At 74.9% G+C, this 11,895-nt stretch carries 12 protein-coding genes and 1 pseudogene; 7 read left to right on the top strand and 6 right to left on the bottom strand.

From position 1 onward, the window contains the following. The first annotated feature begins 2 nt into the window (after positions 1 to 2). The 3 genes from FMM08_RS03315 to FMM08_RS03305 all read left to right on the top strand — a co-directional run bounded on the left by FMM08_RS03315 (position 3) and on the right by FMM08_RS03305 (position 2,755). Positions 3 to 1,256, top strand: coding sequence for an acyltransferase family protein (locus FMM08_RS03315; protein WP_147924955.1), 1,254 nt, complete (start codon positions 3 to 5; stop codon positions 1,254 to 1,256). A gap of 63 nt (positions 1,257 to 1,319) precedes the next feature. Continuing rightward, positions 1,320 to 2,366, top strand: a complete 1,047-nt coding sequence (locus tag FMM08_RS03310; RefSeq protein ID WP_147924954.1) for an NAD-dependent epimerase/dehydratase family protein — start codon at positions 1,320 to 1,322, stop codon at positions 2,364 to 2,366. Then, positions 2,363 to 2,755, top strand: coding sequence for a helix-turn-helix domain-containing protein (locus FMM08_RS03305; RefSeq protein WP_255471983.1), 393 nt, complete (start codon positions 2,363 to 2,365; stop codon positions 2,753 to 2,755). The genes FMM08_RS03310 and FMM08_RS03305 overlap by 4 nt, the downstream gene beginning before the upstream one ends. A gap of 22 nt (positions 2,756 to 2,777) precedes the next feature. On the opposite strand, the gene FMM08_RS03300 is transcribed toward FMM08_RS03305, so the two are convergent. Genes FMM08_RS03300 through FMM08_RS03275 form a run of 6 tightly spaced genes read right to left on the bottom strand, consistent with a single transcriptional unit; the run spans position 2,778 to position 8,012 of the window. Then, complete coding sequence (locus FMM08_RS03300) at positions 2,778 to 3,158, bottom strand: TfoX/Sxy family protein (protein ID WP_187279524.1); 381 nt, start codon at positions 3,156 to 3,158, stop codon at positions 2,778 to 2,780. Positions 3,159 to 3,206: 48 nt separating this feature from the next. Further along, entirely contained in the window at positions 3,207 to 4,646 is a 1,440-nt protein-coding gene (locus tag FMM08_RS03295) for an amidohydrolase family protein (RefSeq protein ID WP_147924952.1), read from the bottom strand. A 52-nt stretch (positions 4,647 to 4,698) separates the two neighbouring features. After that, entirely contained in the window at positions 4,699 to 5,076 is a 378-nt protein-coding gene (locus FMM08_RS03290; protein WP_147924951.1) for a hypothetical protein, read from the bottom strand. Next, positions 5,073 to 5,936, bottom strand: coding sequence for a DODA-type extradiol aromatic ring-opening family dioxygenase (locus FMM08_RS03285; RefSeq protein ID WP_147924950.1), 864 nt, complete (start codon positions 5,934 to 5,936; stop codon positions 5,073 to 5,075). The genes FMM08_RS03290 and FMM08_RS03285 overlap by 4 nt, the downstream gene beginning before the upstream one ends. A 43-nt stretch (positions 5,937 to 5,979) precedes the next feature. Beyond that, entirely contained in the window at positions 5,980 to 6,804 is an 825-nt protein-coding gene (locus FMM08_RS03280) for a citryl-CoA lyase (RefSeq protein WP_147924949.1), read from the bottom strand. Then, positions 6,801 to 8,012, bottom strand: a complete 1,212-nt coding sequence (locus FMM08_RS03275) for a CaiB/BaiF CoA transferase family protein (protein WP_147924948.1) — start codon at positions 8,010 to 8,012, stop codon at positions 6,801 to 6,803. The genes FMM08_RS03280 and FMM08_RS03275 overlap by 4 nt, the downstream gene beginning before the upstream one ends. A 198-nt stretch (positions 8,013 to 8,210) precedes the next feature. Here FMM08_RS03275 and FMM08_RS03270 point away from each other — a divergent pair, with 198 nt between their 5' ends. From FMM08_RS03270 to FMM08_RS03255, 4 genes and pseudogenes are all read left to right on the top strand, one after another. After that, positions 8,211 to 9,035 (top strand): IclR family transcriptional regulator domain-containing protein, encoded by an 825-nt coding sequence (locus tag FMM08_RS03270; RefSeq protein WP_147924947.1) that lies wholly within the window; start codon positions 8,211 to 8,213, stop codon positions 9,033 to 9,035. 29 nt (positions 9,036 to 9,064) lie between these two features. Further along, positions 9,065 to 9,925, top strand: coding sequence for an alpha/beta fold hydrolase (locus FMM08_RS03265; RefSeq protein ID WP_187279523.1), 861 nt, complete (start codon positions 9,065 to 9,067; stop codon positions 9,923 to 9,925). 26 nt (positions 9,926 to 9,951) lie between these two features. Further along, positions 9,952 to 10,407, top strand: coding sequence for a MarR family winged helix-turn-helix transcriptional regulator (locus FMM08_RS22825; RefSeq protein WP_187279522.1), 456 nt, complete (start codon positions 9,952 to 9,954; stop codon positions 10,405 to 10,407). 146 nt (positions 10,408 to 10,553) lie between these two features. Further along, a pseudogene (locus FMM08_RS03255) lies at positions 10,554 to 11,822 on the top strand (chloride channel protein); the annotation flags it as partial. Positions 11,823 to 11,895 lie beyond the last annotated feature (73 nt).

Genomic DNA, 11,895 nt, shown 5'->3' with positions numbered 1-11,895 from the left:
GCATGACGACCCACCGGGGAGCGGCGTCCGCCGCCCCGGGGCCGTCGGCTCTGCCTCCCCAGTCGCCGTCGCCCGCCTCGCCCTCCACGACCGCCGCACCAGCCCCCCGCCTCCACGGGCTGGACGCGCTGCGCGCCGTGGCCCTCGGGCTCGGCATCGTGCTGCACACCCTCGCACCGTTCCTGCCCGGCACCACCTGGTTCCGGCCGGACCCCGTCTTCGCACCGGCCGCGGACATCACCACCACGGTGATCCACCTGTTCCGCATGGTGCTGTTCATGATGCTCGCCGGCTACTTCGGCCGGCTCGTGCTGACCCGGCGCGGCGCGGGCGCCTACGCCAAGGACCGCGCGCAGCGCATCCTCCTGCCGCTGGCGGTCTTCAGCCCGGTCGTCCTGCTCTCCATCATCGGGATCGAGGAGCTGGCCCGCCGCCTGCGCGGAGACCCCGACCCCCTGCCGCCGCTGCCCAGCGGCATCCCGTTCTGGCTCTTCAGGGACCCGGCGCACCTGTGGTTCCTGTGGGTGCTGGTGCAGATCATCGTCGTCGTCCTGCTGGTGAGGGCGCTGGTGGTGGCCTGCGCCGGCCGCGAGCGCGCCGCCCGGTGGGCCGACCGCGCCGGCGCGGCGCTCGCGCTGCCCGGGGGCGTGGCGCTCGCCGCGCTGCCCTACCTCGGGGCGCTGCTCCTGCAGGGCTCCACGCGGTACGGCGTGGTGCAGCCCTCCCACCTCGACATCCTCCCCTCGACCCTGAGCGCCTACGCGGGCGCCTTCGTGGTGGGGTGGTTCCTGCACGCCCGGCCCGACGCGCTGTCGAGGCTCGTGGGCAGCTGGCCGGTGCACCTGGGCGCCGCCGTGGTGCTCACACCGCTGGTGGTGCTCCTGGAGGACACCGGCCCGATCGGGGTGAACGCCCCCCTGTCGGCGCTGGCCGGGTGGTGCTGGGTCTACGGGCTGGTGGGGCTGTTCCTCAAGGCGCTGGCGGGCGGGTCGCCGGTGGTGCGCTACCTCGCCGACTCCTCCTACTGGGTCTACATCGCCCACCTGCCGCTCACCGCCGTCATCCAGCTGCTGCTCGCCAAGACCGGCTGGTGGCCCTCGGTGCAGCTGGTCGCGGCGTGGGCGATCGCCGTCCCGCTGCTCCTGCTGAGCTACGACCTCTTCGTGCGCAGCACCTGGCTGGGCGCCTGGCTGAACGGACGCCGCCACCCGCGGGCGCTGCGGCGCCGGACCGCCGTGGACGCCGCCACCGGCTGACGGGGATTCACTCGCGGTGAACACCGCTTGACGCGGCGGGTGGGCAGCGGGCCTGCTGGGGCCATGCGGCTTCTCGTGCTCGGTGGGACGCGCTTCCTGGGGCGCCACGCGGTGGACGCTGCGGTGCGCCGCGGCCACGAGGTCGCCACCTTCACGCGCGGGCTGTCGGGTCGTCCGCCGGAGGGTGTGCTGGCGCTGCACGGCGACCGGGACGACGCGCCCTCGCTCGCCGCGGCGCTGGACGGCGCAGCGGCGAGCGGCTGGCGGCCCGACGTCGTCGTCGACACCTCCTGCCAGAGCCGCGCCGCGGCCGAGCAGGCCGCGGCAGCGTTGGCGGACGTGCGCGCGTACGCCCTCGTGAGCAGCCTGAACGCCTACGCCGCCTGGCCGCCGGGCCCGGTGCTCACCGACGACGACCCCACCTGGCCGGAGGGACCCTCCGACGGCACGGCCCCGGACGCCTACGGCCCGGTGAAGGCGCACGCCGAGCGGGTGCTCACAGCGGGGGTGCGCGGGCCGGTGCTGCTGGCGCGCGCGGGCCTCATCACCGGACCCCACGACGACGTCGGCCGCCTGGCGTGGTGGCTGCGCCGCCTGGAGCGCGGCGGCCGCGTGGTGGTGCCGGGGTCTGGCGCGCTGGAGCAGCCAGTGGCCCTGGTCGACGCGCGCGACCTCGCCGACTGGCTGGTGCGCGGCGTGGAGTCCGGTTGGGCCGGCGGGGTCAACGCCACCTCACCGGTCGGGACGACGACGCTCGGCGGGCTGCTGCGCACCTGCGCCGACGTGGCCGGCGGGGACGTCGAGCTGGTCGAGGTGCCCGAGGAGCGGCTGCTCGCCGCCGGGGTGCAGCCGTGGCAGCACCTGCCGTACTGGCTGCCGCGCAACGTGGCGAGCACCGCGTGGGACGTGGCGACGCCGCGCGCCCAGGAGACCGGCCTGGTGCAGCGGCCGGTGCGCGAGACGGTGGCGGACACCTGGGCGTGGCTGCAAGACCTCCACGACCCCCACGCCCTGCGGTCGGACCGGCCCGTCCCGGGGCTCCCGGAGGAGCTGGAGCGGGAGCTGCTCGACGGTGCCAGCGTCGGTGCCAGTGCAGGGACCTCCCGGTGAGCCGCCGCGCGGACCGGCGCCTGCACGCCGTGACCGGGCCTGCCGGGGTCGCGCTGGCGGAGCCGAGCGAGGCGGCCGAGGCCCCGTCCGGGGAGAAGCCGCTGCTGCGGGTGGTGGTCGGGGCGCGCCTGCGCCGGGCGCGGGCGGCCCAGGGTCGCTCGCTGCGCGAGGTCGCGGAGGAGGCGGGGGTCTCCACCGGCCACCTCTCGCAGGTGGAGCGGGGCCTGGCGGAGGCGTCCTCGGAGGTGCTGCGCGCGGTGTGCCGCTCGCTGTCGCTCCCCCAGGCGGTGCTGCTGCGCGCCGTGTCGGCCGACCTCGCCCTGGCCGAGCCCGCGCCCGTCGTCGTCCCTGAGGCGGGGCCCGCGGCCGTCCAGGCGCTGGCCGCCTGACCGACGTGCCTGGCTGGCACCGCTACGAGGGCCGAGGAGCGCCCGAGGAGACGTGGTCGTAGGAGGCCCGCACGAGCTCGGCCCACAGCGGGCGGAGCTCGTCGGCCGCTCCGGCGCGGGGCACCGCGACCCACTCCCGGGCGGGTGAGCGCCCCATCCGCACCCGCGTCGCGGTCCCCTCGGCGACGAGGTCTGAGGCGCGGTCGGGAGGGAGCTTCACGACGAGCGCTCCGTCGCCGTCGACGAAGGCCACCACCCGGCCGGCGGTGAAGAGACCCTCGCAGCCGAACATGCGGCGGCGCGAGGAGCCGGGCAGCGCCGCGAGGTCGGCGGCCACCTCGTCGAGCAGCTCCTGGCCCAGCCGCCGCTGCGCACGGCGCTCGTCAGAGGCGTCAGCGGGCACGGGCGCCATGGCGCGGAGCCCCTCGATCGTCCCGGACCGGGGCGGGGGTCAGGCCCCGGAGGCGGAGTGCGTGGCCGCGCTGCGGTACTCCGTGTACTGGTAGGGGTTGTCGAGGATCTCCGTCTGCGGCACCTCGGGGTTCATGCCCGCCTGCCAGACCTCCTCGCCCAGGGAGGAGCGCAGGTGCTCGACGGTCCCCTCCGCGGCCGCGCGCAGGCCGGCGAGGTCCGCTCCGACCAGGCGCCCGTCGCGCTTCACGACGGCGCCGTCGACCAGCACCGTGTGCACGTCGCCGCGCCCCACCTGGAAGACGACGTGGCCGTAGGGGTTGAGGACCGGGAACATCGACGGCGAGTGGTCGTTCTTCAGCAGCACGAGGTCCGCCTTGAGGCCGGCCTTCACCTGCCCGACCACGCCGTCCAGGCCCAGCGCCCTCGCGCCGCCGCGCGTGGCCCACTCGACCACCTGCTCGGCGCGCAGGTGCGAGTGCGTCACGGTGCCGCCGGTCTCGTGCGCCCTCGTGTGCTCCCAGGCGCGGTCGGCGCCGAGCGTGGAGCGCATGGCGGCGAACAGGTCCGAGGAGAACCACACGCTGGTGTCCACCGACAGGGACGCCCCGATGCCGTGCTCGCGCACCTTCATGGCGGGCGGGTAGCCCTGGCCGCAGCTCTGCTCGCTCTCCGTGGACAGCGAGATGGTGCCGCCGGTGGCGGCGATGCGCTGGTAGGAGTCGTCCGAGAGCGTCGCGGCGTGCACGTACACGTCGCCGGGGCGCATGAGGCCGTGCTCGTGGGCGAGGCGGATGCCCTCGTCGTTGGTGGCGCCCCACACGCCCGCGTGCGTGGTGACGGACAGGTCCATCTCGCGGGCGGCCTCGTAGGCGGCCTTCTCGGGGAAGGTCGGGTCTCCGGTGACGTCGAAGGCCAGCTGGAACCCGATGCGCGGGTGCGCCTCGCGGTGGCGGGCCATGAAGGCGCGGAAGTCGGCGCTGTTCGCCCACTCCCACGGAGCGCCGAAGATGTTGCCGGGGGCGAAGACGAACCGTCCGGGAGACGCCGCCAGCGCGCTGATGGCCGCCTCGGCGTGCTCGGTGGTCCGCAGCCCGTGCGACCAGTCGACGGTGGTGGTGACGCCCGCGTCGAGCGCGTCGAGCGCCGAGAGCGCGTTTCCGGTGGCGACGTCCTCGGGGCGGAAGGCCACGCCGTGCTCGAGGTAGTACCAGACGAAGTACTGCGTCAGCGTCCAGTCGGCGCCGTAGGCGCGCATGGCCGTCTGCCACAGGTGGCGGTGGGTGTCGATCATGCCCGGCATGAGGATGCCGCCGCTGGCGTCGAGCTCCTCGGTGCCCTCGGGCACGGACAGGCGCTGGCCGGGTCCACCGACCTCGGCGATGCGGTCGTCGACGACGAGCACGTCGGCGTCCTGGAGCACGGTGCGGGCGTCGTCCATGGTGAGGACGAGGGCGTGGCGGACAACGGTGCTGCTCATGGACGGCTCCTTCGCCGGCGGTGCTGGATCTGGGTCGGGTCTGGCGGGTGCGTCAGAGGGCGACGCTGGGGTGCTCCCTGCCGGTCCAGGCGGAGAGCTTGGCGGCGTACTCGCGCTGGAAGCTCAGCGGACCGGAGCGGGCGGCGTACTCCTCGTCGTAGAGCGCGATGAAGATCGTCAGCGTGAGGAAGAAGTGGGCGCCCATCTCGAACAGCGCCACGTAGTCGTGGTCGACCAGGGCCTGCCGCTCGGCGTCCGTCAGGGAGATCCACGAGGTGCGCTCCACCGTGCGCGCGCCGGTGCCCAGCCAGGGACCGATCTCGGTCTCCCACCGCGCCACCAGCGCCGCCGGGTCGGCCTTGTACTCCGCCAGCAGGGACGGGTCACCGTCGACCTGGTAAAGGAACTTGTTCACCGCGTACCTGCTCATCGCGGGTCCCCCTCGGGGTACCAGGTCATGTACATCTCGCGGGTGTGGAACAGGTCGAGGTCGTCGACGTAGGCGGCCCCGGTCGGCCCGGCGATCCCGAGCATGAGCACCAGGTCGAGGAAGCCCGGGGTGGCGTTGCCCGCCGCCGTCATCGACTCCCACGTGACGTCCTCGAGGATCGAGTCGACGTCACCCTCCGCCAGCCAGCGGATGGCCTGCAGGTCCCACTCGGGGTCCGGGCCGTGCTCGCCGAACATCCGCGGCCCGCCCAGCTCCAAGGACAGGTGCCCCGAGCCGACCGCGGCGACGTTCACGTCAGCTGGCCACTCCTCGATGATCGAGGCGATGGCCCGGCCCAGGTCGTAGAAGCGCTTCGCGCTGGGCAGCGGCGGGGCGAAGATGTTGGTGTAGATCGGCACCACCGGCAGGTCGGCCCGCGGCCGGGTGGTGATGATCGGGCAGATGATCGAGTGGTCGATCTTCAGCTCGTGGCTGATGGAGAAGTCGAAGCCGCGGTCCAGCAGCCCCTGGAACATGAAGCCGCTGAGGTCCTCGTGGCCCTGGAGCTCGTAGGTGGGCATGGAGAACTCGCGCACCTCGTTGTAGAAGGTCGCGTCGTAGCGGGCCTGCTTGCCGATGAGGAACGTCGGGTAGTTGTCGGCGAAGAACTGGTGGAAGTGGTCGGAGCCGACCATCACCAGCACGTCGGGCTCCGCGGCCGTCAGGGTCTCTCGGTAGGCGAGGACCTTGCGCTTCCACTCCGCGGCGAACGGCGGCTGCTCCTCCGGCGGGGTCAGCTCGGTGATCTTGTGGAAGAACGGGTGGTGCGTCGTCGCGAGCACGGCCGACAACCTGGCCATGTCGCCTCCTTCCTGCCGACGTCGTCGTGGGGGTGCAGCGGGTCTAGAGCTGCTGCTCGGGCAGCGGGTCGGGAGCGACCGAGCGGTTGTTGAGGTCGACGGCGAGGAAGACGTCGTTGGCCACGGGGTGGCGCAGCTCCTCGGCGAGCTGGCCGATGAGGCCGGCGGTGCGGGCCAGCAGCGCGAAGCCGCGCAGCAGCTCCAGCGGCAGCCCCAGGTCCGCGAGCACCGCTCCGCAGGTGCCGGCCCCGTTGAGCGGCAGGGTCTTGCCGAGGACCTCCGGCGCCACCCGGCCGATGGCGGTGAACAGCGCCAGGTGCGGACCGACGAGGTCTTCCTCGGCGGCGATGTGCTGCAGGCGCGGGGTGCGCGGGTCGCCGTCCTTGTGGACGTGGTGCCCCAGGCCGGGGATGCGGCGCCGTGCGTCGTGCTCTGCGGTCACGGCGGCTCGGGCCAGCGCGTCCCAGCCCGCGTCGTCGTCGCCGGCGGGCAGCGGGCCGTCCGCGGCGGCGCGGACCAGGGCGGCGTGCAGGAAGCGGCCGCAGTCCTCGGTGACCCCGAGGAACCGCGAACCGCCGCCCAGCAGGCCGGCGGCCAGCGCGCCCTGCACCGAGTCGGGCGCGGACAGGTACGTCAGGCGCGTGACGATGGCGGTGGGCGTGAAGCCGTGGTCGGCCAGGGCCGCCAGCACCGCCTCGAACAGCCGGGTCTGCCCCGGGGTGGGCCGGCGCTGGGTGGCCAGCCAGTAGGCCAGCTCACCGAAGCCGACCGTCCCCATGACGTCCCGGGCGAGGTCGTGGCCGAGCAGGGTGATGGTCTCGCGGCTGGAGGCGCCCAGCGCCGTCTCGTACACCGGCCGCTCGCTCACCGGACCTCCCCCGGTCGCTCGCCCAGCACCGCCTCGGCCGGTCCGGCCAGCCACGCGCGCACGGCGTCGTCGTCGGCACCCAGCGACGGCGGCGGGGTGCGGTAGGTGGCGGGGGTCGCCGAGAAGCGGATCGGGTTGCGCACCACCGGCACCGCCGCGTCCCCCTCGCCGACGTGCACCACCGGTTCCAGGCCCAGCTGCTCGGCCAGCGCCACGCCGCCGTCGATGGTGTTGATCGGCCCGCACGCCACTCCCGCGGCGGTGAGCACCTCGAACCACTCCTGGCTGCTGCGACGGGCCAGCGCCTCCAGCAGCAGGGGGCGCAGCTGCTCGCGGTGGCGGTTGCGGTCCTCGGTGGCTGCGAACCGCAGGTCGTCCACGAGCTCCGGCACGCCCAGGGCGGCGGCGAGCTTGCCGAACTGCGCGTTGTTCGCCGCCACCACCACCAGCTCGCCGTCGGCGGTGGCCAGCGGCTCGTAGGGGAACAGCGAGGGGTGGGCGTTGCCCATCCGGAACGGCACCTGACCGGCGGCGATGAACGTCGAGGAGTGGTTGGCCATCGCCGACAGCGCCGTGGAGAGCAGGTTCACCTCCACGTGCTGGCCCTGCCCGGTCGCCTCCCGGTGCCGCAGCGCCGCGAGCACGCCGATGGTGGCCTGCATCCCGGTCATGATGTCGAAGACCGACACCCCGGACCGGTACGCCTGCCCGTCGGGGTCTCCGGTCAGGCTCATGAGCCCCGAGGCGGCCTGGACGATGAGGTCGTACCCCGGCAGCGCAGCCCCGCCGGCGCTGCCGAAGCCGCTGATGGAGGCGTAGACGACCCCGGGGTTGGTGGCGGCGGTGCTGTCGTAGTCGAGGCCGAACTTGGCCAGGCCGCCGGGCTTGAAGTTCTCGATGACGACGTCGGCGCGCCGGGCCAGCTCCTGCGCCAGGGCCCGGTCGCCCGGGTCCTTGAAGTCGAGGACGACGTCGGCCTTGTTGCGGTTGATGCCCAGGTAGTACGTGGAGACCCCGTCGCGCTCGGGCGGGGCCCAGCCGCGGGTCTCGTCGCCCGCGGGGGCCTCGACCTTCACCACGGTGGCGCCGAGGTCGCCCATGAGCTGGGTGGCGTACGGGCCGGCCAGCACCCGGGAGAAGTCGGCGACCAGCAGGCCCTCCAGGGCACCGCGGGCGGCCGCGGGCGCGGTCGTGGCATCGGTCGTCATCGACCCTCCGAGCACTCGAGCATCAGCGGACGAGTGTCCGCTGTGCGGACAGACCCATGCTGCACCCGTTCCTCCGCCCGGTCAACGGGCTGCTCCGCCGCACCCTCGGGCCGCTGGACGGTGAGGTGCCATGCTGCTGCGACGACCCCCGACCACGGCCCAGGACGACGGCACCGGACGACGAGGAGGCACGGCGGCGTGCGCGAGACCGGACGGCACCGGACCAGCCCCGACTTCGTCGAGGCGGTCGCCCGGGGCCTCGACGTCATCCGGGCCCTGGGCACCGGCGCGCCCTCGCTCGCGCTGAGCGAGGTCGCGGACCGGGCCGGCCTGGCCCGCCCCACGGCCCACCGCATCCTGCTGACCCTCGCCGACCTCGGCTACGTCCGCGCCGAGCAGGGCGCCTTCTCCCTCACCCCGCGCGTGCTCGACCTCGGACTGGCCTACGTCACCGCCAGCGGCGTGTGGGACGCGGCGCACCACCACCTGCGCCAGCTCGTCGACCGCACCGGGGAGTCGTGCTCGGTGGCGCAGCTCGACGGGTCGGACGTCGTCTACGTCGCGCGGGTGGCGGTGCCCAAGCTGGTCACGCTGCGCGCCGACGTCGGCACGCGCTTCCCCGCCGCGGTCACCTCGCTCGGCAAGGTGCTCCTGGCCGACCTCCCGGCCGACGAGCTGCACCGGGTGCTCGACGTGCCCTCGCGCTCCGGTGTGACCACCGCCGCCCCGGTGGACCCGGCGGCGCTCGAGGAGGAGCTGGCGCGCGTGCGCGACCAGGGCTGGGCCGCCACCGACCAGCTGCTCGCCCCCGCCGTGCGCTCCGTGGCGGCACCGGTCCGCGGGGCCGGCGAGCGGGTGGTGGCGGCGGTCAACGTCAACGCCCACGCCCTCGAGACGTCCATGGAGACGCTCGTGGAGCACCACCTGCCGCTGCTGCTGGAGACGGCTGCCGCCATCAGCGCCGACCTCGCGCGCCTGCAGGCGGTGCCGTCCGAGCTGCGCGTGCCCAGCAGCTGGCGATGAGTCCCGTGAGCGAGGAGGGTCGGCACGACATGACCAGCACCACCTGGACCCCCGGCACCCTGGACGTGCCCGGCGCGCGCCTGCACCACGAGGTGGCCGGACCGGACGGCGCGCCCGTCGTCGTCCTCGTCGGCCACCCCGCGGGCGCGGACGACTTCCGCGACCTGGGCGAGCACCTCGCGAACGACCACCGCGTGCTCCTGCACGACCCGCGCGGCTTCGGCGCCAGCCCCCTGGACGACCCCGACGACGACGCCGACCCGCGCCGCCTCGCCGACGACGTCGCCGCGCTCCTCGAGGCCGTCGCCGGTCCGGACGCCCGCGCGGACGTGTTCGGCTCCAGCGGTGGCGCGGTGACCGGCCTGGCCTTCGCGGCACGCCACCCGCAGCGGCTGCGGGTGCTCGTGGCCCACGAGCCGCCGCTGTTCGGGGTGCTGCCCGACGCGGCGGAGCGCCGGGCTGACGCCGAGCGGATCGTCGCCACCCTCCACGAGCAGGGGGTGTGGCCGGCCATGGGCGCCTTCATGGCGCTGGCCGGCTTCGAGGCGCCCGAGGGCGGCGACACCTCGCACGACCCGCAGCCGCCCGCCGACCCGACCGGGCAGCACGTGGCGGCGATGACCCGGATGATCGGCAAGGGTCTGCTCCCGGTGTGCGGGTACGACGTCGACCTCGACGCCCTGCGCGCGGCCGAGGCCTCCGGCGCGCGCGTGGTGCTGGCCGCCGGGCGCGAGTCCGGGAGGCAGCTGGCCCGCCGCGGCGCCGAAGGCCTGGCGGCCCGGCTCGACCGCGAGGCGGCGATGGTGACCGGAGGGCACGTCGACTGGGTGCCGTGGATGGGCGGAGACCCCGAGCGCTTCGCCCGCCAGCTCCGGGCGCTGCTGGCCTGACGGAGGGGCGCGCCGATGATGGCTCCGTGACGGACGACGGCGTGGAGGACCTCGTGGCCGCCTCGCGCGCGCTGCTCGGCGTGGTGGCGCGCTCGCTGGCACCAGCGCTCGAGGAGGTGACGGTCCCCCAGTTCCGACTGCTCGTGCTGGCCAGCGAGCTGGGCCCGGTGCGCTCCAGCGACCTCGCCGAGCGGCTCGCGGTGGGGGGGTCCACGCTGACCCGCTCGGTGGACCGGCTCGTGGCCGGCGGGTGGCTGGAGCGGCGCCCCGGAGCCTCGGACCGGCGGGAGGTGCTGGTGGCGACCACCGAGGCCGGTCAGCGCCTGGTGCGCGAGGTCACCGACCGGCGGCGGGACGAGCTCGCCCGGGTGGTGGCGCGCATGACTCCCCGGGACCGGGCGCTCCTGGCGCGCGGGGCGGCCGCGTTCCGCCGCGCCGCCGACGAGCCGCTGCCGGAGGAGCTGTCGCCCTACGGAGGCTGAGAGCCGTCGGGGAGCCCCCTGGACCATGTGGTTGCTCTAGGCGTACATTTGCACTTGTGCAAGCATCGCCCGCGGCTCCGTCGTCGTCCCCCGCCCCCTCGCGCCGGTTCGGCCTCGGGACCAGCTTCGACGGCCAGGTGCTGCGCCTGGCCCTGCCCGCCGTGCTCATCGGCGTCGGTGCGGGCCTGGCCGCGGTCGTCTTCCGCTGGCTCATCCACGTGGCCACCTGGGTGTTCAGCGGCCACGAGGACTACTCGGCCGTCGTCGGCCACCCCGCCCACCCGTGGGTCCCGTGGCTCGGAGCAGGCTTCGTCGTCCTCGCGCCCGCCGTCGGCGGGCTGCTCTACGGGCCGCTCGTGCAGCGCTTCGCCCCCGAGGCCCGCGGCCACGGCGTCCCCGAGGTCATGCGCGCCATCAGCTCGAACGGCGGCCGCATCCGCGGCAGCGTGGCGGCGGTCAAGGCCCTGGCCAGCGCCATCTGCATCGGCTCGGGCGGGTCGGTGGGCCGCGAGGGGCCCATCATCCAGATCGGCTCCGCCCTCGGCTCAGCGCTCGGGCAGAAGATGCGGCTGCCGGGCTCGCGCCTGTCCACCCTGGTCGCCTGCGGCGCCGCGGGCGGCGTCTCGGCCACCTTCAACGCCCCGCTCGGCGGCATCTTCTTCTCCCTCGAGCTGCTCCTGCAGGACTTCTCCCCCACCGCGTTCGGCGCCGTGACGATCTCCTCGGTCATCGCCGCGCTCATCGGCCGCGCCGCCTTCGGCGACGCACCGTTCATCTCCCTGCCGCACCTGGGCGCCATCCGCCCCGAGGACTACCTGCTCGTCCTGCTGCTCGGCGTGCTCGCCGGAGCTGTCGGCATCGGCTTCGCGCGGGCCATCTACCTCGTCGAGGACGCGTGCGACGCCCTGTGGGGCAGGACGCGTGGACCGGAGTGGGCGCGCCCGGCGGTCGGCGGGCTCGCCCTGGGCCTCCTGCTGCTGGCCGTGCCGCAGATGTACGGCGTGGGCTACCCGGTGCTCGAGAGGTCGGTCTACGGAGGCATCGCCCTGGGCGCCCTGCTGGTGCTGCTCCTCGCGAAGGTGCTCGCCACCTCGCTGACCCTGGGCATCGGCGGCTCGGGCGGCGTGTTCGCGCCGTCGCTGTTCGTCGGGGCCATGGCCGGTGCGGCCTTCGGCGACGTGGCCGCCTCCGTCGACCCGTCCCTGGCCGGCCACACCGCGCTGTTCGCCGTGGTGGGCATGGCCGCGACGTTCGCCGGCTCCACCCGCGCCCCCATCACGGGGGCGGTGATGCTCTTCGAGCTCACCGCGGCGCCCGCGCTGCTGCTGCCGCTGGCCCTGGCGGTGGTCCCGGCGACGGCGGTCTCGCGGATGCTCTCCCACGGCACCGTCTACACGCTGAAGCTGACGCGCCGCGAGGAGCGCTCCGAGGCCGCGCCGGTCACGCCGGTGCAGCCCGCGGAGCGCACCCAGCCGTCGGGCGTCTGAG

It is taken from the genome of Quadrisphaera setariae (assembly GCF_008041935.1).
Lineage (GTDB): Bacteria > Actinomycetota > Actinomycetes > Actinomycetales > Quadrisphaeraceae > Quadrisphaera > Quadrisphaera setariae.
Note: the sequence above shows the minus strand (reverse complement) of the source record. Positions and strands in the feature narration are given on the sequence as shown.